Raw genomic sequence first — 23,229 nt, 5'->3', positions numbered from 1 at the left:
CAACGGGACTAGCCGGCGAACGCGGGCTGTGCCATGCCCTTGCCCGCCCCCGGCACCACGAACAGCGACCCGGCGAGCGCGGGCGGTTCCGTCAGGCCCACGCGGGCCGTCGTGATGTACAGATCGCTCAACCCGGCCCCGCCGAACGCGCACGCCGTCACCAACGGCACCGGCAGCTCGATCACCCGGTCCAGCTCACCGTCGGGCGTGTAGCGCCGTACGGCCGAGCCCTGCCACAACGCGACCCACACGCACCCGTCTGCATCGACGGTCAGCCCGTCGGGGAAGCCCGCGCCGTCCTCGATCTCGGCGAGGGTCCGGCGGCCGGACACCCGCCCGTCCACGTGGTCGAAGACGTCGACCCGCCGGGTCGGGGAGTCGATGTAGTACAGGAGCCGCCCGTCGGGGCTCCACCCCGTGCCGTTGCTGACGGCCACGTCGTCCAGGACGACATCGACCGTGCCGTCACCGGCGATCCGGGACAGCGTGCCGCCGCCCGGGGCCTCGTCGTAGCGCATGGTGCCGGCCCAGAGCGTGCCGTCGGGCGCGACGGCGGCGTCGTTGGCGCGGCGGCCGGGCACGGGCTCGTGGTGCAGCCAGCGGAACCCGCCGTCGGGATCGAGGAGGCCGACCCCGTCACGCAGGTTCATCACCAGTCCGCCCCCGGCGCGCGGCTTGACCGCGCCCACGTGCTGTTCGGTGCGGCGGACCGTGCGGTGGCCGGTGGCCGGGTCGTAGGTGTGCACCCGGCAGCCGAGGATGTCGATCCAGATCAGCCGGCCGGTCGCCGCGTCCCAGGTCGGCCCCTCGCCGAGCTCGGCCTCGGCCCGTACGGCGACCTCGTACGGCTTCGCCGTCATGCCATGCTCCGGTGGCCCAGGTGCTCGGACAGCTCGGCGGCGCCCTTCGCGGCGAGCTGCTCCAGCTCGGCGCGGCGCTCCTCGCTCCAGCGGATCATCGGCACGGAGATCGACAGGGCGGCGACGACCTGGCCGGTGCGGTCGCGGACCGGCGCGGCCACGCAGCTCACGTCCGGGTTGGACTCGCGGCTCTCCACGGCGATGCCCCGCTCACGGATCTCGGCCAGGGCCTCGCGCAGGGCGGCCGGGTCGGTGATGCTGTTGGGGGTCATCGCGACGAGCGCCGCCATGTCGGGGATGCGCGTGGCGAGTTCCTGCTCGGGAAGGGAGGCCAGCAGCATCTTGCCGACGGAGGTGCAGTGGGCGGGCAGCCGGCGTCCGGCCGCCGACACCATCCGCACGGCGTGCGTGGAGTCGACCTTGGCGATGTAGATGACGTCCGCGTCCTCGAGGATCGCCACGTGCACGGTCTCGTCGCAGGTCTCGGCGACGGACCGGGCGACGAGCTGCCCCTCGGCGGCGAGGTCGAGCTGCTCGGCGTAACGGGCGCCGAGCTGGTACGGCCGGACGCCGAGCCGGTAGCGTCCCGGCTGCCCGGGCACCTGGACGATGTACTTCCGGGCGGCGAGCGTGGTCACCAGCTCGTGCACGGTGGTGCGCGGCAGCTGCAGCTTGCGCACGATGTCGGGGGCGGAGAGCGTCCCGTCCCCGTCGAGGAAGAGCTCGAGAATGTCGAGAGCCCGGGTCACGGCTGGTACGAGTCGTCCCACGACCGGCCCCTCCCTATGTGTCTCAGGCGCCTGTGTTCGAGATATCAACAGGCGATCGGCATGACGAACACAGGCTAGCCATAGAGGTTTGGCCGGGCAATGGGCAGACGAGGCAGACGGACAGCGGGCGGAAACCGAAGAGCGGCCCACGAGCGCGTTGCGTGCACATTAAAGTGCCGTATGTGCGACACGTCACAGGTGTCGCAGAGGTGGGGGGATTTCTGTGCGTGACATGACCAAGGGCTCGAACTTGTCCTTAACGGCCCTGAGCGAGAACGTCGGTTCCGCGATCATCAGCCTGGGCTGGTCCAGCCCGACCGGGGAGGGCGACGCCGATGTGTCCGTCCTGCTGCTGGACGCCGGCGGCAAGGTGCGCAGCGACGCCGACTTCTACTTCTACAACAACCCGGTGGCGGCCGACGGCAGTGTGCAGCTCCTCGGCAAGGAGCCAACGGGGGACGGCAGCGAGGACCGGATCAGTTTCGATCTGACGGCGGTCCCGGCCGAGGTGGAGCGGATCGTCGTGGCCGCGAGCCGGTACGAAGGTGCCCGCTTCGGGGAGTTGGACGATCTCAAGGTGACGCTGGCCGACGCGGGGGGCGAGAGTCTGCTGCAGTTCGTCATCGAGGACGCCGGTGAGGTGAGCGCGATCATCTTCGGCGAGCTGTACCGGCGGGCGGACGAGTGGAAGTTCCGGGCCGTCGGGCAGGGCTACGAGAGCGGGCTCGCGGGGCTGGCGACGGACTTCGGCGTGGACGTCGACGATGACGAGCCGGATTCCGAGACGGCGGCGGCCCCGGAGGTGCCCGTGCCCGTCGTACCGGCCGCCGCGGCCGAACCCGAGACCGGACCGGCGGCGATGCTGGAAGCCGTCCCGGCGCCGCGCGGGCCCGTCGACGCGACGGAGGAGACCGCTCCGAAGAAGCGGGCGGCGCGGCCCCGGACCGCGAAGAAGAAGGTCACGCCGCCCAGGGCGCCCGTGAAGAGCCTGGCGGAGAACGAGTCCTGGCGGCAGGCCCGGCTCTTCCCGGTGTCGGCGCTCAAGAGCGACCGGGACCGGGAGACGCGGGCCACGTCCGTGCTGTTGTCGGTGATGGCCCAGGTGCCCCGGTTCGGCAGGCGGGTCACCGCCCCCTTCGGCGCGCCCTCCGGCCGGATGGAGACCTTCACCGAGGTCTCCCTGCCGCACGGTGACACACCCCGGCGCCCCGACGGAGTGATCCGCGTGGAGCGCGCCGGCAAGCTGTGGACGGCGCTCGTCGAGACCAAGACCAACGGCAACCCCCTCAGGTCCGACCAGGTGCAGGCCTACATGGACATCGCGGCCCGGCGTGGCTACGAGGCCGTGATCACGCTGTCGAACGATGTCGCGCTGGAGGGCAGCCCGCTGGTCGATGTGAAGATCGACCGGCGGCGCAAGCACCAGGTGGCGCTCTGGCATCTGTCCTGGGCCGAAGTGGCCCACCAGGCGCAGATGCTGATCCGGCACGAGGGCGTCGGCAACGCGGCCCGCACCTGGCTGCTCCAGGACCTCCTGCACTACCTCCAGCACGAGAACTCCGGCTGCCACGGCTTCCAGAACATGGGCGCGGCCTGGGTGCCCGTGCGCAACGGGATCGGCGACGAGACCCTCTGCCAGGGCGACCCGCGCGCCCTGGAGGTGGTGGAGAGCTGGGAGCGGCTCATCCGTCAGGTGTGCCTGCGGCTCGGCGGCGAACTCGGGCAGAAGGTGCTGCCCGCCCAGCGCACCCGGCGCGGCACCGACCCCGGGGCCCGGCGTGCCCGGCTCGCCGACCAGCTCTGTCTGGAGGGCAGGCTCCAGGCGGAACTGCGGGTGGAGGGGGCGCCCGGCCTGCTCACCCTCAGCGCCGATCTGCGAACGGCCAAGCTGCGCACGTCCGTGGAGATCCCGGCACCCGAGCAGGGCTATCCCCTGACCTGGGCCAAGCGTCTGGTCCGGCGGCTCGCCGAGGCACCGGCGGACCTGCATGTCGAGACGCTGGTGGAGGGCGAGACCGGCGGCCCGCGGGGCACGCTGGAGCGGCTGCGTCCGGAGCCGGCGGATCTGCTCCCGAGGGACGGCTCCACCCGGATCACCGGCTTCCGGCTGTCCCTCTTCAAGGGCATGGGCAGCGGGCGGGGCAGCGCCGAGTCCGGCTTCATCCGCAGCGTCGACGACGCCGTGCAGCGGTTCTATTCGTCGGTGGTGGTCCACTTGGACGCCCCGGTCTCCGGGCGGGCGGCGGCGACGGCGACGGCGAAGGAGCGGGCGTCGGTGTGACATCCGCCGGGGGGGAGCATGGCCGGGGGCATCGCCGGGGGGCGGTCATCGCCGGGTGCGCATCGCCCCCAACTGCCCCCGCAGCCGCTGGGCCCGCAGCACCAGTTCCAGTTCGAAGCGGCGGTCGGGGTCGTCGATCTCGTCGCCCCAGAGTTCGCGGATCTGGCGCAGGCGGTAGCGGACCGTCTGGGGGTGGACGCCCAGGCGGGCCGCGACCTCCGGGGCTCCGCCCCTGGTCTCCAGCCAGGCGAGGAGCGTTTCCGCGAGGCGGCGGCCGTGGGTGGGGCCGCAGTGGGTGAGGGGGGCCAGGCAGCGCAGGGCCAGGTCGTCGATCAGTTCCTCCGGCTGGAGGAGGACCAGCGCCTCGGTGTGCTCGGTGCAGTAGAGGACCTCGCCCGAGGGGAGCAGCTCGCGTTCCATCAGGCGTACCGCCGCCTCGGCCCAGCGCAGTGACTTCGCCGCGTCGGCGAGCGGTACGGGCGGGCCGATCGCGCCGGACCAGCCGGCCAGGGCCCGGTGCAGCAGCTCGGGGCGGCCCGCCGCGCCCGGGTCGGGCACGACCATGCGGGGCTGCTCGTACTCCATGTCGAGCAGCACACCCTGGCCGACCGCGGGGGCCATGGCCTCCCGGGCGGGACGCAGCAGGACGCCGACGGCGACCTTGGCCGGGAGGGGCCAGCCGATCCGGGCGGCGCGTTCCGTGAGGGCCTCGGAGGGGTCGCCGCGATGGTGCTCGACGAGGAGAAGCTCCATCAACCGGCGCTGCAGACGCAGGCGTTCACCGGCCTGACGGGCCGCGGCCTCGGCGTAGCCGCGTACGGACTGGTCGACGAGGCCGTCCAGGTACTCGTAGCCCGCGTCGACGAGTTCGTACATCGCCGGGGGCGGGATCTCCACGCGCTGGCCGATGTCGGCGAAGCGGCGCCAGGCCAGGCGTACGCCCATGCGGTAGATGGCCTGGAGGGAGTCGAGGGAGCGGCCGTTCAGGCCCTCGCCGCGGCCGAAGTCCTGGAAGACGCCGGGCGGGACGGTGGGCCGCCCCTCGGAGTGTTCCAGGTGCTGCACGAAGACCTCGATGGCGCGGCGGATGCCGACCAGGGCCATGGGCTCGCCCGAGTCGTCGACGACGAACGGCAGATGGGGGTACTCGCGCTGTATCTCGCGGAGGATCTCCTCGGCGAGCTCGGGCGCCTCGGCCATGGCGATCGCCGCGAACCGGCGTACCTGGAAGCGCGGTACGTCGTGCCAGGCCGAGCGTGCGGTGACGGTTCCGGTGCGGGCAGCCGTCACCGTCAACTCCCCTGGCCCGCTTGCTCGTACGTGATCAAGGGGGTGTTCGGCTGGTCGGGTGTGGCCTGGAGCAGCGCGACCACGCCCAGCGCGGCGCCCACGGCAAGGGCGGCGGCGAGCGCGACGGTCAACGCGGCAGCGAGCAGTCTGGACATCGCAGGGTCAGCCTCTCTGTCCGGATTCGTCCGGTGTTCGTCCGGAGGTCGCCCCACCTTGGCGTCCCGTCCCTGCCTGTCGCGCCCAGTCTCGACAAGCATTGACACCCCGTCAAGAGCCGCCTACGGTTCCCGGCCCAACCGCATGCGCGCACTTCGTCGCCGTGCCGGTCTCCTCGTACGTCGAGCCGTCCCAAGCCACTGGAGTGCCCGGATGCGCCGTACAACCTCTCCGTTTTCCCTGGTCCTGCTGGGTCTCGGCACGTTCCTGCTGGTGCTGGCGCCCCTGCTCGCCTGGTATGTGCAACCGCGTGCCGCGGTGAATCCGATCGACATCGACACGACCGCCGTCTACACCGGCCGGGGCAGCGTCTTCGACACTGACCGGATCGAGACGGTTTCCGGCCGGAAGATCACCGTGACGCAGCGGGTCCGGGGCAATGTCGAGGCCAGTGAACGCAGCGGCAACGCCGTCTGGGACGTGATCACCACGGTCGACACGGACAAGTCGCTGCCCGCCGCCGATCCGCACGACGCGCTGGACTTCACACCGCACCGCTGGGTGATGGACCGCGAGACGACCCGTCCGGTGCACTGCTGCGGCGAGAAGCCGTACATCGAGGGCGAGGCCTATCTGAAGTTCCCCTTCGACGTGCAGAAACGCTCCTACCAGTGGTGGGACAACACCCTCGGCGACACGGTCGTGCTGCGCTACCGGGGCACCGCGAAGGTCCAGGGCTACACCGGCTACAAGTTCACCGGATCGGTGCCGCCGACCAGGACCGGCACACGGATGGTGCCCGGCAGCCTCGTCGACGAGCCGGGCCGGCCGCAGGTGCTGGCCGAGGAGTGGTACTCCAACCACGGGTTCGAGCTGATCGTGGACCAGGCCACCGGCCGGGTGATCTACGCGCAGACCGGGCCGAAGCGGACCCTGCGGGCGCCGGGCGGGAAGAAGGACGCGGCGGTGCTGCTGGACAGCCGGAAGGTCTCCTTCACGACCGCGACGCAGAAGGAAGCGGTGCGGCAGGCGAAGCGGGACAGCCGCCAACTGCGGATGGTGGGCGTGACGTTGCCGATCGGGGCGGCGGTGACCGGTTTTGTGCTCGCGGTGGTGGGTGGGCTTCTCGTGGCGCGTGGGCGGAAGGAGCCGGAGCAGCCTGTTCCGTCCGAAAAGCCGGACATGCCCCAGCCCACCCTCACGATGTGATGTGACGTCAGCTCTAACAAAGCCCGAAATTGTCACGCCGGTGAGTAGCCCTGACGAACGTCCGGGCGAAAACTGTCCAACCCCACCCGAGCACATCCCGTCCACACTCCCCTCCCAGGAAGAGCTCAGGCCCCCCCACAGGCCGACTTCTTCAAGACTCCCCTTTCAGACTCCCCTTCCGGACAGACCCTCACATTTTCCCACGTTGACTTCCGCACCCCGAGACGAGTTGGAGCACCCATGCCCCAGCACGTACCGTCCCGGCTGCGCGCCGCCTCCACCAGTGCGCAGCGGGCCCTTCCGGCGCTCCCCCCACATCCGCGCCGGATCGTGTTCCTCGCCCATCGTGATCTGGACAACCCCTCCGCCGGCGGCTCCGAGCTGCTGGTCGACAAGCTCGCCGACGGGCTGACCCGGCTGGGTCACCAGGTGACCCTGCTGTGCGGAGGCCCCGCGGCCTTCCGTGACTACCGGGTCGTGTCGGCGGGCGGCCCCTACGGGCACTATCTGCGCGCCCGTTCCGCCTTCGCCCGCCAGATCGGCGACTGCGATCTGCTGGTCGAGGTGTGCAACGGCATGCCGTATCTGGCGCCGCTGTGGCATCGCGGTCCCACGCTGTGTCTGGTCAACCACGTCCATACGGATCTGTGGAAGATGCGCTTCGGCGGGCCGCTGGCCCCGGCGGCGCGCATCGGCCGAAGACTCGAGCACTGGGCGCTGACCGGTGCGCGGCAGGGCGGCCTGATGGTCGCCGTGTCCCCTTCGACGGCCCACGCGCTGCGGGCGATCGGGGTGGAGCGGGACCGGATCCGGGTCGTGCACAACGGGGTCGAGGAGCCGGGGCCGCGAGCCGAGCGCTCGGCGGAGCCGTTGTTCGTCGCCGTCGGGCGGCTCGTCGAGTACAAGCGGATCGATCTGCTGCTGCGGTTGTGGGAGCGGGTGCGGCCGGTGACCGGCGGGCGGTTGGTGATCGTCGGGGACGGGCCGGAGCGCGAACGGCTGGAGCGGCTGGCCGGGCCCGGTGTGGAGTTCACCGGGTATGTGTCCGAAGCCGAGAAGCATCGACTGCTGTGTGCGGCCTGGCTGTTGCTGCATCCCTCCGCCGTGGAGGGATGGGGGCTGGTCGTGACGGAGGCCGCGACGCGGGAGACGCCGAGTGTGGCCTTCGATGTGCCCGGGCTCAAGGACTCCGTGGTCGATGGTGAGACCGGGGTGCTCGCGCGGGGTGAGTCGTCGTTCGCCGCCGCGTGGTGTGCGCTGGCCCTGGCCGGGCGGGAGCGGGAGTTGATGGGGAAGGCGGCTCGGGAGCGGGCCGCTTCCTATCGGTGGGACCGTACGGTTCGGCAGTTCCGGGTGGTGGCCGCGGAGGCGGTGAGGGGCTGGGGGCCGTGAAAGACCCCTCGTTTCGAAGATCTGTTGCCCTGTTCCGTGCCTTCCTCCGTGAACAGGACGATCCCGAGTACTGCTACTCGCTGCTCGCCCGTGACGCCGCCGACCAAGTCGAGGCGTATGACGGGCCCGTCGCCGGGCGTACCGTCCTGGACATCGGTGGGGGCAGTGGCTACTTCACCGAGGAGTTCCGGCGTCGCGGGGCCCAGGCCTATCTGTTCGAGCCGGACATGGCCGAGCTGGGTGAGAAGCCGCCCGGCGGTGCGGTGGTCGCCGACGGGTATCTGCTGCCCCTGCGGGACGGCATCGCGGATGTCACCTTCTCCTCCAACGTGCTGGAGCACGTGGCCGATCCGGAGACCTTTCTCAGTGAGCTGGCCCGGGTGACGCGCCCGGGCGGGCTGATCTATGTGTCGTTCACCAACTGGCTGTCGCCGTGGGGCGGGCACGAGTGGGCCCCGTGGCACTACTTCGGTGCCGAGCGGGCCCGGGCCCGCTATCTGCGGCGGACCGGCCGGCCCGCCAAGCACACGCTCGGCGAGAACCTGTTCGCGGTGCACATCGGCTCCACCCTGCGGCAGGTGCGTGCCCGCGACGACGTCACGGTCGTCTCGGCGCGCTCCCGCTACTGGCCCTTCCTCGCGGAGACCGTCGTCAAGGCGCCCGGGATCCGCGAGTTCGCCACCTGGAACCTCCTCCTCATTCTGCGGCGGTGTCCTACATGACAACCACGGTCCAGGCTCCTCCCCCCACCGCGACCGCGGCGGGTCCCCCCGAGGGCCCGCGGTCGCGACGCTGGCTGCTGGGTTTCTGGGCTGTGGTGTTCGTGTTGTTCCTCGCGGTGCAACCCGGGCGGCAGACCTTCGACACCAAGCTGGGCGTCACCGTCGACCCGGGGCAGTTCCTCGCAGATCTGGGCCAGTTGTGGCACGACCGGGCCGGGTTCGGCGGGATCCAGGACCAGTACGTCGGCTATCTCTGGCCGATGCTGCCGTTCTACTGGCTGTGCGACCTCGTACAGCTGCCGGTGTGGCTGGCGGAGCGGCTGTGGATGTCGGTCGTCGTGTCCGTCGCCTTCTGGGGTGCGCTGCGGCTGGCGGAACGGCTGCGGGTGGGCAGTGGGACGTCCCGGCTGCTGGGGGCCGTGGCGTACGCGCTGTGGCCGGTGTTCACGACGGTCATCGGGTCGACGTCGGCCGCCGCGCTGCCCGGCGCTTTCCTGCCGTGGGTGCTGCTGCCGCTGACGAACGAGCGGTACGCGGCCCGGGTCGCGGCGCTGCGGTCGGCGCTGCTCGTGCCGTTCATGGGCGGGGTGAACGCCTCGGCGACCCTGGCCTCGCTGCTGCCGGTCGGGCTGTATCTGCTGTCCCGGCCGCCCGGGCCCCGGCAGCGCAAGCTGATCGCCTGGTGGGCCCCGGCCGTGATCGTCGTGACGGCCTGGTGGTGGGTGCCGCTGCTGCTGCTCGGGGTCTACGGCGAGAACTTCCTGCCGTACATCGAGACGGCCCAGACCACGACGGACACCATGTCGGCGACCGAGGCGCTGCGCGGCGCCGGGAACTGGGTCGCCTATCTGCACTTCGGTGAGGCGTGGCTGCCCGCGGGGTGGGCCGTGGCCTCCTCGGTCCTCGTGATCGTGAGCTCGGCGCTGGCGGCCGGGCTGGGGCTCGCCGGACTCGCCCGGCGGGACGTGCCCGAGCGGCGCTGGCTGGTGCTGACCGTGCTGGTGGCGGCGCTGGTGCTGCTCGCCGGGTACGGCGGGGCGTTCGGGGCGCCGTTCCACGGGGTCGTGCAGGGCTGGCTGGACGGGTGGCTGTCGCCGTTCCGGAACATCTACAAGTTCCAGGCGGGCATGGCGCTGGCGCTCGTGCTGGGCCTGGTCCATCTGGTGGGTGTGGCAGCCGAGCCGCGCGGGGCCCGCCGGGTGCGCGGCCGGCGTCTCGCCCCGCTGATCGCGGCCGTGCTGGTCCTGCCGGGGCTGCTGCTGCCGTATCTCAACGGCTCGATCCTCAACCAGGGTTCCTTCCAGAAGCTGCCCACCTACTGGCAGGCCACGGCCGACTGGCTGGAGAAGTACTCCCCCGACTCCCGGGCCCTGGTCGTCCCGGCGACCGCGCACGGCATGTACACCTGGGGCTCCCCCATCGACCAGCCGCTCGACGTGCTCGCCGAGTCGCGCTGGGCGCAGCGCGACTACGTCCCGTTCGGCACGCCCGGCAACCGGCGCGCGATGGACGCTGTCGAGCAGGCGCTGCTGACGGGCGGCGAAGTCCCCGGTCTCGCGGACTACTTGAGCCGGGCGGGGCTGTACTACGTCGTCGTACGCAACGATCTCGATCCCGACCAGATCGGCGCGGTGCCGACCGCGACGGTGAAGCGGACGCTGGAGCAGTCCGGGTACGAGCGGGTGACGGGGCTCGGTCCGGTGATGACCGGCGGGCGGATCGCGCAGGACGCCCCGCTCCAGGTCGAGGGGCTGTACGCGCGGCAGCGGGCGGTGGAGATCTACCGGCCGGCCGACGCGGACGTGCTCCGGCCCGGGCAGGCGGGACTGGCCCCGGTCTCCGACACGGCCGTGGTGTCCGGCGGCCCGGAGGCGCTGCTGCCGCTGGCGTCCCGGCTGCGTGGGCGGGCGAGTGTCCTGACCGGCGACAACCATCCCGGGCTCGGCACCCCGGCCGTGCAGGTGGTGGGCGACGGGATGCGGCGTGCCGACACCCGGTTCGGCCTGGTCAACGCCGGTACGTCGTACACGTACACGGAGGACGAGCGCAACGCGCCCGACGCCCAGCAGGACCCGGGCGAGAAGCCGCGGCAGATCCTGCCCGCCGAGGGCACCGACCACCAGACCGTGGCCGAACTGCGCGGCGCCGCCTCGGTGACGGCGTCCTCGTACGGCAACTGGCTCTTCCATCTGCCGCAGTACGACCCGGTGAACGCCTTCGACGGCAACCCGGACACCGCCTGGGCGGAGGGCGCGCCGGACACCCCGGACGGGCAGTGGCTGCGGGTCGGCTTCACCGGCCCCTATGACATGCCGTCCTCCTTCAAGGTCACGCCGTTGCCGCAGGAGAGTGTGCGCGCGGCGGCCACGAAGGTACGGGTCGAGACGGAGAAGGGCTCGAAGACGAGCTTCCTCCAGCCGAACGGCAAGACGCAGCGGATCAAGGCGCCCGAGGGCACGAGCCGCTGGATGAAGCTGACGATCGTGGACTCTGTGGAGCGCCGGGCCGGTCTGACGGGCGCGGGCTTCTCCGAGATCGACCTGCCGGACATCCAGGTGACGCGGCTGCTGAAGCTGCCGGCCGACGCGGACAACGCCACCGCGGCCGCCACCGTCGTCTCCCTGCACCGCGCCGCCGACCCGACGGGCCTGTCCGCGACCGGCACGGAGGCCGGACTGCACCGCCGCTTCACCACACCGGCCGCCGGAACCTACGAGGTGAAGGCGAACGCGGTGCCGGTGCCGGGCGAGGAACTCGACCGGCTGCTCTACGAGGTCGCACCCGAGCAGCAGACCAGGATCGTCGCCACCGCCGACTCCACGGCGAGCCTCGGCGCGGGCCTGACGGCACGCAACCTCACCGACGGCGACCTCACGACGGCCTGGATCGCGGGCGACCGGCCGACGATCCACCTGAGCTGGGAGGGCAAGCAGCCGGTCGGCGAAGTCGTCCTGGCCCCCGCGGGCGGCCTGTCCACCCGCGCCTCCCAGGTGAGCATCAGCTCCCCCGACGGCGCGACGATCGCCGGCGTCGACGAGAACGGCTGGGTCCGCTTCCCGCCGATCACCACCGACCGGCTCGACATCACCGTCACCGAGACCGCCCCGCTGACCCTGCACAACCCGGTCGCCGACGAGGATCTGCGCCTCCCGGTGGGCCTGACGGAGGCGTACGTCCCCTCCCTCGACCAGTACCGCACCCCGCAGCCGGACGGCACCCGGAAGTTCTCCCTGCCGTGCGGCAAGGGCCCGGACGTGGCGCTGGACAGCGAGCTGTACCGGACGAGCGTGAAGGGGACGGTGCGGGATCTCGTGGAGCGGCGGGGCGTCGAGGTGACGCTCTGCCAGGAGGGCCGGGGCGACTCCGAGGTGCGGCTGCCCGCCGGCGAACACCGGCTGGAGGGCGGTGACGCGGGCCCGCTCGCCCTCACGGACGTGACCCTGACCCGCGGGACGGTTCCCGAGGCCGCGGCGGCCGGGCGTGAGCTGGAGATACGGGACTGGCTGGGCGACCGGCGCGAGGTCACGGTCGGCTCCGGCACGGCCTCGTACCTGACGACGTACGAGAACTTCAACGACGGCTGGAAGGCCACCCTGGGCGGCAAGGAGCTGACCCCGGTACGGCTGGACGGCTGGCAGCAGGGCTGGCGGGTCCCGGCCGGGGCGGGCGGCGCGGTCAAGCTGTCGTACGAACCGGCCACGACCTACGACGTCGGGCTGATCGGCAGCGGCGCCGGCATCGCGGTGCTGCTGGGCCTCGCCCTGTGGCGCCGCCGCGCCCCCAACCCCGACGCACCGCAGCCGGTTCCGCCGCTGCCCGGGCTGTGGCTCGGCACGGTGGCGCTGACGCTGGTCGCAGTGGTGATCGCGGGCTGGTTCGCGCTGCTGGTCCCGGCCCTGGCACTGCTGGCCTCGCGGCGGCACGCCCTGCTGGTGCCGATCGCGTTCGTCGCGCTGGCGGGAGCGGGTGTGCTTGCCGCGTTCGGGGCCGGGGAGCCGGTGGGGTCGGGCACGGGCGCGTTCGGGCATGTGGCCCAACTGCTGGCTTTGATCGGCCTGTTCGCGGGCCTGGTGAGCCTGCGAGAACCGGGGAAGGAAGAGCCCGCATGACCGCACCGGTACGCATCCCGTTCCCGGTGGTGGACGAGGTGTCCCGGCACTGCCTCCAGGAGCAGGAACCGGAAACGGTCCACATCGAGGTCCACCTCCCGGGCCCCCTGGAACCCGCCCGCCTGCGCAAGGCCTTCACCGAGGCCCTGCACCGGCATCCCCGCATCCTGATGCGGGAGGCAGGGGGGCCGTGGTTCCGCCGCCGCTACGAGTGGGAGCTGACGACGGAGCCGGACACGGAGGTGGTGACCTTCACCCCGGCGGGGCCGAGGGCGTTGCAGGACGCCAGGACGAGGGCACTGGCGGAGGCACCGCCCTTGACGATGTCGCCGCCGATCCGACTCGAAGCAGTCGCCGCCCTAGCTGCGGGCAATCGTGCCGCTGGGGCGGCACGGGTGGGCGCAGCGGCACCTCGCCCCGCCGAGCTGCGGACCCACCCGGCCCCAGCACCATCCCCGAGCACCACCCAAGGCACAGTCCTCCTCCTCACCATCAACCACACCGCCCTCGACGGCCCGGCCTGCCTCCGCATACTCGCCACCGCCGCAGAGCTCTACGGAGGCCAGGACAACAACCCCACCGCGCCCCCCACCCGCGCCGCGGAACCCGGAAAAGAACCCCCGGACACCCCCACCACCTGGTCACCCCCCGCGCGGGTAGCGCAAGGCACACCCGACCCCTCCCCCGGCAACGGCATGCTCGTCACCGAACTCCCCCTCCCGCACCGCCCCAAGGGCTCCCCCTACACCGTCAACGACCAGCTCATGGTCACCACGGCCCTGACCATCGCCCACTGGAACAGGGAACACGGCGCCCGCCCCCGCCCCCTGCGCATCACCATGCCCGTGGACGACCGCCCCCGCGACACCACGATGCCCATCGGCAACGGCACCCGCCTGGTAGAAGTGCCTTTCTCACCAGGTGAGTTGAAGGCGGAGATGTCCACCCTGCTCCGTCGCACCGCGGAACGCACCCGCGCGCTGAAATCCCAGCCCCGCCCCCAACTGGGCCACGGCGCCGCCCTGCTCACCTCCCCCTGGGCCCCGGTCGCCGCCCGCGCCGCCCTCACCCGCGGCCTGCGCAGGGCCGCCGCGCCCTGGACGTCGACGACCCTGCTCAGCAACATCGGCCGTATCCCGTACCCGCTGGACTTCGGCGAGGAGGCGGGCCGCGCGCACGCGGTCTGGTTCTCGGCGCCGGCCCGGATGCCGCGCGGCCTGACCGTCACCACCGCCTCCACGGCCGGCCGTCTCCACCTGGCCCTGCGCTGGTCCCGGTCCCTGCTCAGCCACGGCGACGGCGCCCACCTCCGCGACCTCTTCGAGCACTATCTGCACACCACGGAGGTCGCCCCATGACACCGACACCGGCCACGACACCCGCGACGACAACGACCACCGCCGGACGACGCCCGCCCCGCGACCTGCGCGACTTCTACGAGAACCCCGCCGTCCCGGTGGCGTCCGGCACCCCCCGCAGCCTCCGCCAGGCCCGCATGCTGGCCCGGGCCCTCGGACCGGCCGGCGACCGCCCCCGCACGGTCCTCGACATCGGCTGCGGCGACGGCACCGCCGCCGCCACCGCCGCGCCCCTGCTGCCCGGCCACCGTGTCATCGGCGTCGACTGGTCCCAGGACGCCCTCAGACGCGCCCGTACCCGCATCCCGTACGCGGTCCGCGGTGAACTCACCGGCGGGGGACTGCCGTTCGCCTCCGAATCCGCCGACGCGGTGCTGTTCAGCGAGGTGATCGAGCACCTCGTCGACCCGGACGCCGCGCTCGACGAGATCCGCAGGATCCTGCGCCCCGGGGGCCATCTGATGCTGTCCACCCCGAATCTGGCCGCCTGGTACAACCGCGCCCTGCTGCTCGCCGGGGTGCAGCCGGTCTTCTCGGAGGTCAGCCTGCGCGGCATCCACGGCCGCCCGGGCAAAGAGGTCGTAGGACATCTGCGCCTCTACACCGCCCGCGCGCTGAGGGAGTTCGTCGCCGCGTCCGGATTCACGGTCGTAGGACTCGAAGGCGCTCCCTTCCACGGCGTACCGCGCCCGCTTCGGCCGCTGGACCGGCTGGCCTGCGCCCGGCCGAAGCTGGCGTCGATCCTGCTGCTGCACGCCAGGAGGACGTAGCCCATGTGGTGGGGAGTGGCCGCGGCCCTGCTGGCGAACGTCCTGTACAGCACCGGATTCGTCCTGGAGAAACGCGCGCTCGCCGCCCTGCCTGAAGTATCGATCCGGCAGCCCGCCCGGCTGCTGCGGCTGGTGCTCGGCAGCCCGCTGTGGATCGGCGGTTCGCTCTCGCTCGCGGCCGGGTTCGCCGCCCAGCTCGCGGTGTACCGGACGCTGCCGATCGCCGCCGCGCAGGGCATCTTCGTCTCCGGCCTGGTGCTGCTCGTGCTGCTGTCGGCCCGGCTGCTCGGCGAGGAGACGACCGGCCGTGAGCGATACGCGCTGGGCGCGATCCTGCTCGCGCTGCTGATGGTGGTGCTGTCCCTGCGCGAGGGCTCGGACTCCGTCAGCCAGGAGGCGCCCTATCCGCTGATCCTGCTGGTGTGCGTGCCGTCGCTGGCGGCCGGGGTGTGGCTGTACGGCTCCGCCGAGCGCCGCGCCCGCAACCGGCACCGGCGCCCGACGACCGGCGTCGAGTACGGCGTGGCCGTGGGCCTGCTGTACGGCGTCAGCTCGCTGGCCATCAAGGGCGTGTCGAGCCATCTGACGACCAGCGGGATCGGCGGCGCGGTCCTGGATCTGCTGGCCTCCCCTTATCCGTATCTGCTGCTGTTCACCGGTGTGTTCGGACTGGTGATGTCGCAGGCGGCGCTGCAGCGCTGCCGGGCCTCGCTGATCGTGCCGGTGTGCACGACCGTGACCTGCCTGTTCACGGCGGTGCTCGGCACCCTGTCCTTCGGCGAGGCCCTGCCGGACGACCCGCTGCGGCTCGCGCTGCGGGTGGCGGGCACGACCCTGGCCGTCGCCGTACTGCTGACCATGCCCAAACACGACTCCGCTCCCCAAGAGCCCTCCCCAGCCAAGGAGTTGGCATCCCCATGAAGCCCGACGACCCGCTGCTGAAGATCCTGGCGTGCCCGCTCGACAAGGGCCCGCTGCATCTGCTGGCCGAGGAGACCGAGCGGGAGGAGGCGCTGTACAACCCGCGGTTGCGCCGCCGCTATCCGATCCTCGACGGCATTCCGCAACTGCTGCCCTCGTCCGGGGAGCAGGTGCCGGACGAGGAGCACGAGGAACTGCTCAAGAGGATGTCGCCGTGACCAGCCTGGCCGCCCGCCTCGCTCCCCTGCTGCCCACCCGGCTGGTGGCCGCGACGGCCCGGGCGCTGTATCCGCGGTTCGAACCGGAGCTGGCCCGGCTCGCCGAGCTGTGCCCGCCCGGGTGCCGTACGGCGGTGGATGTGGGCGGCTGGTACGGGCCCTGGACGCACCGGCTGTCCGGCCGCGCCGAGCAGGTCGTGACGATCGAGCCGGTGCCCCATCTGGCCCGGCTGCTGGCCGCCGCCGTCCCGTCGAACGTACGGGTGATCCGCGCGGCGGCCTCGGACCGTCCGGGCCTCGCCCGGCTGTGGCTGCCGTCGGACGACTCGGGCGACCGGGGCGTGTCCTCGCTGGTCCGGCGGGACATCCACGGCCGGGCGCTGGACGTCCCCTGTGTCACGCTGGACGATCTGGGGCTGCGCGACGTCGGCTTCATCAAGATCGACGTGGACGGCAACGAGCCGGCGGTGCTGCGCGGGGCGACGGGTCTGCTGGCCCGCGACCGCCCGGCCCTGTTCGTGGAGCTGGAGTCCCGGATCCAGCCGATCGCGCCGGTGGTGACCTATCTGGCCCTGCTGGGCTACGACGGCTGGGTGCTGCCGGGCGACACCTGGGTGCCGCTGGCCGAGTTCCCGCTGGAGGACCACCAGGCCGACGCCTCCTACGTCGTCTCCCACGGCCTGCTCCGCCGCGTCCTGCCCTCGCCGCTGCTCAGGGGCCCGCGCTACGTCAACTCGGTGCTGTTCCTGCCCGACGGCCGCCGCCCCGGCAGGGCCCCGGTGGGCGACGATGGGTCCCATGCCCTCCGGAAAGCGCCCCGCTAGCCCCTTCACCCCGCTCGATTTCCAGCTGGTGCTGCTGCGCCGCATGGCCGACCACAATCCCGGCCTGGTGGAGGACGCCCGGCACGCGCTGGGAGTCTCCCTGGCGGACATGCGCGAGGCGAACAAGCGCTGGCAGGCGATGATCCGCTCCCCGCGCCCGGCCTTGTCCCGCTATCGCTCGGTCCTCGGCGACGCGGAGTCCCGTACGCCCCGGCGCATCGGCGACCTCGACTGCGAGGCGTGGCTGTGGCCCGTCCCGCTCTGGCCCGACCTGCGCTTCGAGGTCCTCACCGCCCCGAACGGCGCCGTGTGGAACGAGTGGCTGGTCCGCGCGCCGGGCGCCGAGGGCCCGGAGCCGCGCACCCTCGACGATCTCGCCCCCTGGTCCTGCACGGTGGACGAAGCGGCCCGTGCCTTCGCCCCGGCCCGTCCCCTGGAGGGTTCGGCACCGACCCGGTGGGGGCTGGCCTTCACGGCGCCGGACGGGGCGGGGGCGCGGTGGGAGGTCGTCGCGGAGTTCACCTGGGGGCTGCTGCAGCGGATGGCGGTCACCGGCCGTCAGGACTGAGAGGGCTCCGGGGCCGCGCTCTTCGCGGGCACGCACCGCCAGGCGAGGACCGCTGCGGTCATATAGGCGAGCGCGCCGATGAACATGCTGGTGCGGATCCCGGTGCCGTAGTCGCCGGCCGAGGCGAGCAGGGAGCCGCCGAGTGCCACGCCGGTGGCGCTGCCGATCTGGCGGGTGGTGTTGAACAGGGCGGAGGCGGCCCCCGAGTAGGCCTCGGGGGCGGCGCCCATCACGGTGGCGGTCGAGCCGGTGAGGGCGAAGGACGTACCGAACCCGGCGGCCATCATCGGCAGCACCAGCAGCCCGTAGGCGGGGTTGGCGCCCGCCGCGGCCCAGCCGGCCAGCCCGAGTGCGGCCAGGAGCATGCCCGAGACCACCAGCGGGCGGTCGCCGGTACGGCGGGACAGCCGGCCCGACAGGACGGAGGCGAACATGGTCATCGCCACCGCCGGGAACAGCGCGAGCCCGGTGCCGAGGGCGCTGTAGCCGCGCTGGTGCTGAAACTCCAGGCTGGCGGTGAACACCATGCCGTAGAAGCCGAAGTTGAACAGCAGGCCGATGACGGCCCCGCCGCTCATGGCGCGCGAGCGCAGCAGGCCCAGCGGCAGCACCGGGGAGCGGGCCAGTCGCTCGCGGAGCGCGAAGGCCGCGGCGGCCAGTACGGCCAGGCCGAGACCGGCGAGCACGGCCGGGTCGGACCAGCCGCGCCGCCCGGCCTCGTTGAGCGCCGCCGTCAGCAGGGCCACCGCCGCGACGACCGCGACCTGGGCCGGCCAGTCCAGGGGCCGGTCGGCGCGCCGGGGCGAGCGGCCGACGTGCTTCAGCGTCAGCGCCAGACAGGCCGCGCCGACCGGCAGGTTGATGAGGAACACCCAGCGCCAGCCGACCGTGGAGACGAGCAGCCCGCCCAGGAGCGGCCCGGCGGAGGCGGCGATGCCCGCCATCGAGCCCCACAGCCCGAAGGCCCGCGCGCGGACGGCCTTCTCCGGATAGGCCTGCTGGAGCAGCGCCAGGGACCCGGGCACGATAAGCGCCGCCCCGAGCCCCTCCACCAGCCGGGCCACCACCAGGAACGGGGCGCTCGGCGCCAGCGCGCAGGCGGCCGAGGACACGGTGAACACCGCGACGCCCGTGCAGAACACCCGCCGGTTGCCCAGCCGGTCCCCGAGGGCTCCGCCGGTCAGCAGGAACCCGGCGAAGACCAGGGTGTATCCGTCGGTGATCCACTGGATACCGGTGAGCGAGGCCGACAGCTCCCGCCCGATCACCGGCACGGCGACGTTGATGACCGTCACGTCCAGGATCACCATGAAGTACCCGGCGCACACCGCCAGCAGCGGTGCCCAGGACCGTCGCTCGGAGGGCATGGCCCTACAAGGTACACCAAAAGCCTCACCGAGGGACGTATGCCCCACGCGTCGTGATCAGCCGGCGGCGGCGAGAACCGCCTCGACCACCCTCGGCACCGACTCCGGGTGCAGCCACAGGAACAGATTCGGCTCGATCAGCTCCAGCTCCATCACGCACGGCTCCCCGTCCGGCCCGGTGACGAGGTCCACGCGCGCGTACAGCAGCTCCTGATCGCCGGACAGGGGCACGGCGGCCAGGGCCCGCTCGGCGACGGCCACTTCGGCGGGGGTCGGCTCCCAGGGCCGGAGGTCGGGGTGGGCGATCTTGTCGGCGTCGTACGGGGTGTCCGGCGCGAGGACGGCGCCCTTGCGGCTGGCGTGCAGCAGACGTCCGCCGTAGAACTGCAGGGCCCGCTCGCCGTGGGTGTCGATGCTGGTCAGATAGGGCTGGAGCATGACGGTGAAGCCCTCGGCGTGCATCCGCTCGACCTGGCGCAGGGCGGCGTCCCGCTCCCCGGCCGGGTAACGGGCGGCGTAGCGGGCACCGGCGCCGGAGGTGGGCTTCACGACGTACTCGTGGTCGTCGGGCAGGTCGACGGGGTCGCCGGGCGCGAAGTAGCGGGTGGGGACGGCCGGCACCCCGGCCTCCGCGAGCAGGCCCAGGTACCGCTTGTCGGCGTTCCACCGCACGATGTCCACCGGGTTGGCGAGCCGCGTCGCCTTCGCGCACCGCTCGGCCCACGCCGTGAACTCCTCGGCCCGCCAGCTGTAGTCCCAGGTGGACCGTATGACGACGAGGTCGAACCCGGCCCAGTCGACGTCGGGGTCGTCCCAGAAGACGACGGTGGTCTCGGCCCCGGCCTCCCGCAGCGCGTCCGCCAGCACGGGCAGGTCCTGGTCCTTGCTCACCTCGCCGGCGGGGTCGTAGGTGACGAGCGCGATGCGCGGGGTCCCGGCCACGGCGACTCCATTCTCGGGCAAACGATCGATTCCGGAGCAGGCTAACAAGGGCCGACGGAACCTCGACACACTGTTTGACCTTCACCTTTGGTGAAGCCCCAGCATCGGTGGCGGAACGAGGAGCGCGACGAGCGCCCTGACGGGCGCGCGGAAGGCGGGGGGCACACATGGACATGCTGACGATCGGCGCGTTCGCGAAGGCCTGCCGGCTCTCGCCGAAGGCACTGCGCCTGTACGACGAGCTGGACCTGCTGCGGCCCGCCCGGGTCGACCCGGACTCGGGATACCGGTACTACGCGGTGGACCAGCTGGAGCAGGCCCGGCTGGTGGCGTGGCTGCGGCGGCTGGGCATGCCGCTGGCGGAGATCCGCCGGGTGGCCCGGCTGTGCGCGCACGACTCGACGGCCGCCGCCCGCGAGATCCGCGCCTACTGGGCGCGGGTCGAGGCGCAGACGGCGGTGCGGCGGGACCTCGCCGCGTTCCTGGTCGATCACCTGACGACGGACTCGCGAGAGCCAGGAGAGGACACCACCATGCTGGAACTGCGTTACTCCGCCCACTCGGACACCGGACGCGTCCGCCCCGCCAACCAGGACACCGCCTACGCGGGCACCCGGCTGCTCGCCGTCGCCGACGGCTTCGGACCGGCGGGCGCGCCCGCGAGCAGCGCCGCCGTGGAGGCCCTGCGCTTCCTGGACACGGACGAGGTCCCGGCCGGCGGAGTCCTCAACCTCCTGGAGGACGCGGTACGGGGCGCGGCCCAGGCCGTCCAGGACGTGGCCGACGGCGCCGACGACATCGGCACGACCCTGACCGCCCTGCTGTGGACGGGCTCACGGCTGGCCCTGGTGCACATCGGCGACTCCCGCGCCTATCTGCTGCGCGACGGGGAGCTGTTCCTCATCACCCACGACCACACCGTCGTCCAGTCGATGATCGACGAGGGACGTCTGACGGCCGAGGAGGCCGTCTCCCATCCGCAGCGCGCCTTCCTTCTGAAGGCGCTGACGGGCGACGGGGCGACGGTGGTCCCGGACCTCCGGCTGCACGACGCCCAGCCGGGCGACCGCTATCTGCTGTGCTCCGACGGCCTGTCGAGTGTCGTCCCCGAGGACCGCGTCCTCGGGCTCCTCACCGCGCGGACCGGCCCGGACGAGACGGTCAGGGCGCTGGTCGATGCGGCGAACCAGTCCGGCGGCCCGGACAACGTGAGCTGTGTGGTGGCGGACGTGGTGGAGCGGGCAGCCGCCTGACCCCGGGCTGTTACTCCTCTTCCCCCGGCTCCCAGTCCAGCAGCCGCACCTTCGCCACCGTGCGGACATGGCGGCGCATGGCCGTGGCCGCCCGGCGGGGTTCCCCGTCGGCGATCGCGTCGAGGATGGCCTGGTGCTGGGAGAGGGAGCGGGAGGGGCGGCCGGGCTGACGGAGCGACTCGGTGCGGCTCTCGGCGATCTGCTCGGCGATGGAGCGCATGAACTCGGCGAGCAGGGCGCTGTGGGCCGCCGCCGTCACGGCCGCGTGGAACAGGCGGTCGCCCTCCACGCCGTGACCGTCCGCCTCGATCTCCTCCGCCATGTGCGCGAGCGCCGAGCGCATCGCCGCGAGGTCGTCGTCCGTGCGCCGCTCGGCGGCCAGTTCGGCGAGCTTCGTCTCCAGCGCCTCCCGGGCCTCCAGGACATCCGGGAGGCGCTTGCGGCGCTCGACCATCCGCTCGACGGGCTCGGTGTCGAGACTGTCCCGCACGAGGTACGTACCGCCCCCGTGCCGGGCCTCCACCAGGCCCTGGACCTCCAGCACCACGATCGCCTGCTTCACCGAGGCCCGGCTGACCCCGAGCCGCTGCGCGAGATCACGCTCGGGCGGCAGCCGGTCGCCGGCGCGCAGCCCGCCCTCGGCGACGTACTGGCGCAGCCGCTCCAGCACCTGTTCGTAGAGGCGCTGTTTCGTCATGGGGCGCAGGGCGTCGGTCACGGAGTCCCCCTCTCGCCGGGAGCGTAGCACCGGCCTGCCCGGTGGCCGAGTGGCTGAACCAATTGTCGCGCGACCCCTTGACGGGCGCCCGGGCCGCACCCACGCTTTCAGCCAACGCGGCACAAGTGGCTGAGCCACTCGTCCATTCTCAGGTACTCCCAACCGCTCCGGGGCCCAACGACGGGAGCCCGTATGTCCCCCGAACTCATCTCGATCCTCGTCCTCGTCGTGGTGTTCGTCATCGCCACCACCCGTTCCGTCAACATGGGCGCGCTCGCCTTCGCCGCGGCCTTCGGGGTCGGCGGGCTCGTCGCCGACCTCGACGCGGACGGCATCTTCGCCGGGTTCCCCGGTGACCTGTTCGTCGTCCTGGTCGGCGTCACGTACCTCTTCGCGATCGCCCGCGCCAACGGCACCACCGACTGGCTGGTGCACGCCGCGGTACGGCTCGTGCGGGGGCGGGTGGCGCTCATCCCCTGGGTGATGTTCGCGCTGACCGGCGCGCTCACGGCGATCGGCGCGGTCAGCCCCGCCGCGGTCGCGATCGTCGCCCCGATCGCCCTGAGCTTCGCCACGCGCTACGGCATCAGCCCGCTCCTGATGGGCGCGATGGTCGTCCACGGCGCCCAGGCCGGCGGCTTCTCCCCGATCAGCATCTACGGCTCGATCGTCAACGGCCTGGTGGCCCGCGAAAACCTCCCGGGCAACGAACTGGTCCTCTTCCTGGCGTCGCTGGCGGCGAATGTGGTCATCGCCGGGGTGGTGTTCGTGGTGTGCGGAGGACTGAAGCTGTGGGCGCAGGGCGCGGTGGACGACGGCGGCAGTCCCGCCCCAGACACCCCCACCCTGAGCCCGGAAGAAACCACCCTCACCCCACCCCGCATAGCCACCCTCACCTCCCTCCTCGCCCTGGTCATAGCCGTCCTGGTCTTCGACCTGGACGCAGGCCTCACCGCCATCACCCTCGCCGTCATCCTGAGCACCGCCTGGCCGGAGGACAGCCGCAAGGCCACCACCCAAATCGCCTGGCCCACCGTCCTCCTCATCTGCGGCGTACTCACCTACGTAGGCGTCCTCGAAGAGATGGGCACCATCACCTGGGCCGGCGAGGGAGTCGGCGGCATCGGCATCCCCCTCCTCGCCGCCCTCCTGCTCTGCTACATCGGCGCCCTGGTCTCCGCCTTCGCCTCCTCCGTGGGAATCATGGGCGCCCTGATCCCCCTGGCCGTCCCCTTCCTGCAACAAGGCGAGATCGGGGCCATCGGCATGGTCGCCGCCCTCGCCGTATCGGCGACCGTCGTGGACGTGAGCCCGTTCTCCACGAACGGCGCCCTGGTCCTGGCCGCCGCGCCGGACGTCGACCGTGAGCGTTTCTTCCGGCAGCTGATGGTGTACGGAGGAGTTGTGGTGGCGGTCGTACCGGCGGCGGCATGGCTGGTGATGGTGGTCCCCGGCTGGGGATGACCGGCCGATGCCCCAAGAACGGACAGACAGGCAACAC

Annotated in this window: 20 protein-coding genes; 13 read left to right on the top strand and 7 right to left on the bottom strand. The window is 72.4% G+C overall.

Annotated features, from left to right (window positions below; all coding sequences use genetic code 11):
* Nucleotides 1–8: 8 nt before the first annotated feature.
* A complete protein-coding gene (locus NNW99_RS26545) occupies nt 9–860 on the bottom strand; it encodes an SMP-30/gluconolactonase/LRE family protein (RefSeq protein ID WP_215121640.1) in 852 nt (283 codons plus the stop codon).
* Nucleotides 857–1,630: an IclR family transcriptional regulator gene (locus NNW99_RS26540; RefSeq protein WP_215121639.1), complete on the bottom strand. Its 774-nt coding sequence runs from the start codon at nt 1,628–1,630 to the stop codon at nt 857–859. Before NNW99_RS26540 ends, NNW99_RS26545 begins: the two co-directional genes overlap by 4 nt.
* A 232-nt stretch (nt 1,631–1,862) precedes the next feature.
* On the opposite strand from NNW99_RS26540, the gene NNW99_RS26535 reads away from it, so the two are divergent.
* Complete coding sequence (locus tag NNW99_RS26535) at nt 1,863–3,911, top strand: TerD family protein (RefSeq protein WP_215121637.1); 2,049 nt, start codon at nt 1,863–1,865, stop codon at nt 3,909–3,911.
* Between the two features lie 45 nt (nt 3,912–3,956).
* Here NNW99_RS26535 and NNW99_RS26530 read toward each other — a convergent pair whose 3' ends face one another.
* Together NNW99_RS26530 and NNW99_RS26525 are read right to left on the bottom strand one after the other, a co-directional pair.
* Nucleotides 3,957–5,201, bottom strand: coding sequence for a CdaR family transcriptional regulator (locus NNW99_RS26530; RefSeq protein WP_215121636.1), 1,245 nt, complete (start codon nt 5,199–5,201; stop codon nt 3,957–3,959).
* A 2-nt stretch (nt 5,202–5,203) separates the two neighbouring features.
* Nucleotides 5,204–5,356 carry a hypothetical protein gene (locus tag NNW99_RS26525; protein WP_215121635.1) on the bottom strand — a complete coding sequence of 51 codons (153 nt, stop codon included), beginning with the start codon at nt 5,354–5,356 and terminating at the stop codon, nt 5,204–5,206.
* A 214-nt stretch (nt 5,357–5,570) separates the two neighbouring features.
* Here NNW99_RS26525 and NNW99_RS26520 point away from each other — a divergent pair, with 214 nt between their 5' ends.
* From NNW99_RS26520 to NNW99_RS26475, 10 genes are all read left to right on the top strand, one after another.
* Complete coding sequence (locus tag NNW99_RS26520) at nt 5,571–6,566, top strand: DUF3068 domain-containing protein (RefSeq protein ID WP_215121634.1); 996 nt, start codon at nt 5,571–5,573, stop codon at nt 6,564–6,566.
* 240 nt (nt 6,567–6,806) lie between these two features.
* On the top strand, nt 6,807–7,958 hold the full coding sequence (locus NNW99_RS26515; RefSeq protein ID WP_215121633.1) for a glycosyltransferase family 4 protein: 1,152 nt from the start codon (nt 6,807–6,809) through the stop codon (nt 7,956–7,958).
* Entirely contained in the window at nt 7,955–8,680 is a 726-nt protein-coding gene (locus NNW99_RS26510) for a bifunctional 2-polyprenyl-6-hydroxyphenol methylase/3-demethylubiquinol 3-O-methyltransferase UbiG (RefSeq protein WP_215121631.1), read from the top strand. The genes NNW99_RS26515 and NNW99_RS26510 overlap by 4 nt, the downstream gene beginning before the upstream one ends.
* The gene (locus tag NNW99_RS26505) at nt 8,677–12,789 is read left to right on the top strand and encodes an alpha-(1->3)-arabinofuranosyltransferase (RefSeq protein WP_215121630.1); all 4,113 of its coding nucleotides are present in this window, start codon (nt 8,677–8,679) and stop codon (nt 12,787–12,789) included. The genes NNW99_RS26510 and NNW99_RS26505 overlap by 4 nt, the downstream gene beginning before the upstream one ends.
* Complete coding sequence (locus NNW99_RS26500; RefSeq protein ID WP_215121628.1) at nt 12,786–14,147, top strand: condensation protein; 1,362 nt, start codon at nt 12,786–12,788, stop codon at nt 14,145–14,147. The genes NNW99_RS26505 and NNW99_RS26500 overlap by 4 nt, the downstream gene beginning before the upstream one ends.
* Nucleotides 14,144–14,917: a bifunctional 2-polyprenyl-6-hydroxyphenol methylase/3-demethylubiquinol 3-O-methyltransferase UbiG gene (locus NNW99_RS26495; RefSeq protein WP_215121627.1), complete on the top strand. Its 774-nt coding sequence runs from the start codon at nt 14,144–14,146 to the stop codon at nt 14,915–14,917. The genes NNW99_RS26500 and NNW99_RS26495 overlap by 4 nt, the downstream gene beginning before the upstream one ends.
* Nucleotides 14,918–14,932: 15 nt before the next feature.
* Nucleotides 14,933–15,838, top strand: coding sequence for a hypothetical protein (locus NNW99_RS26490; RefSeq protein ID WP_215124469.1), 906 nt, complete (start codon nt 14,933–14,935; stop codon nt 15,836–15,838).
* Entirely contained in the window at nt 15,835–16,056 is a 222-nt protein-coding gene (locus NNW99_RS26485; protein WP_215121625.1) for a Trm112 family protein, read from the top strand. The genes NNW99_RS26490 and NNW99_RS26485 overlap by 4 nt, the downstream gene beginning before the upstream one ends.
* Nucleotides 16,053–16,880, top strand: coding sequence for an FkbM family methyltransferase (locus tag NNW99_RS26480; RefSeq protein WP_215121624.1), 828 nt, complete (start codon nt 16,053–16,055; stop codon nt 16,878–16,880). The genes NNW99_RS26485 and NNW99_RS26480 overlap by 4 nt, the downstream gene beginning before the upstream one ends.
* Nucleotides 16,846–17,448 (top strand): hypothetical protein, encoded by a 603-nt coding sequence (locus NNW99_RS26475; protein WP_215121622.1) that lies wholly within the window; start codon nt 16,846–16,848, stop codon nt 17,446–17,448. The genes NNW99_RS26480 and NNW99_RS26475 overlap by 35 nt, the downstream gene beginning before the upstream one ends.
* On the opposite strand, the gene NNW99_RS26470 is transcribed toward NNW99_RS26475, so the two are convergent.
* Together NNW99_RS26470 and NNW99_RS26465 are read right to left on the bottom strand one after the other, a co-directional pair.
* Nucleotides 17,439–18,815, bottom strand: a complete 1,377-nt coding sequence (locus NNW99_RS26470; protein ID WP_215121621.1) for an MFS transporter — start codon at nt 18,813–18,815, stop codon at nt 17,439–17,441. The genes NNW99_RS26475 and NNW99_RS26470 overlap by 10 nt on opposite strands.
* 57 nt (nt 18,816–18,872) lie before the next feature.
* Nucleotides 18,873–19,757 (bottom strand): RimK family alpha-L-glutamate ligase, encoded by an 885-nt coding sequence (locus NNW99_RS26465; protein ID WP_215121620.1) that lies wholly within the window; start codon nt 19,755–19,757, stop codon nt 18,873–18,875.
* Nucleotides 19,758–19,924: 167 nt separating this feature from the next.
* Here NNW99_RS26465 and NNW99_RS26460 point away from each other — a divergent pair, with 167 nt between their 5' ends.
* A complete protein-coding gene (locus NNW99_RS26460; protein ID WP_215121618.1) occupies nt 19,925–21,010 on the top strand; it encodes a MerR family transcriptional regulator in 1,086 nt (361 codons plus the stop codon).
* A 10-nt stretch (nt 21,011–21,020) separates the two neighbouring features.
* Here the strand turns inward: NNW99_RS26460 and NNW99_RS26455 are convergent, their stop codons facing one another.
* Nucleotides 21,021–21,728, bottom strand: coding sequence for a FadR/GntR family transcriptional regulator (locus NNW99_RS26455; protein ID WP_215121617.1), 708 nt, complete (start codon nt 21,726–21,728; stop codon nt 21,021–21,023).
* 192 nt (nt 21,729–21,920) lie between these two features.
* Between NNW99_RS26455 and NNW99_RS26450 the strand changes: the two genes are divergently transcribed.
* On the top strand, nt 21,921–23,192 hold the full coding sequence (locus NNW99_RS26450; protein WP_215121616.1) for an SLC13 family permease: 1,272 nt from the start codon (nt 21,921–21,923) through the stop codon (nt 23,190–23,192).
* Nucleotides 23,193–23,229: the final 37 nt, after the last annotated feature.

The sequence above is a fragment of the Streptomyces sp. CRCS-T-1 genome, assembly GCF_024442335.1.
GTDB classification, from domain to species: Bacteria; Actinomycetota; Actinomycetes; order Streptomycetales; family Streptomycetaceae; genus Streptomyces; species Streptomyces koelreuteriae.
This window is presented reverse-complemented; position numbering and strand designations above follow the sequence as displayed.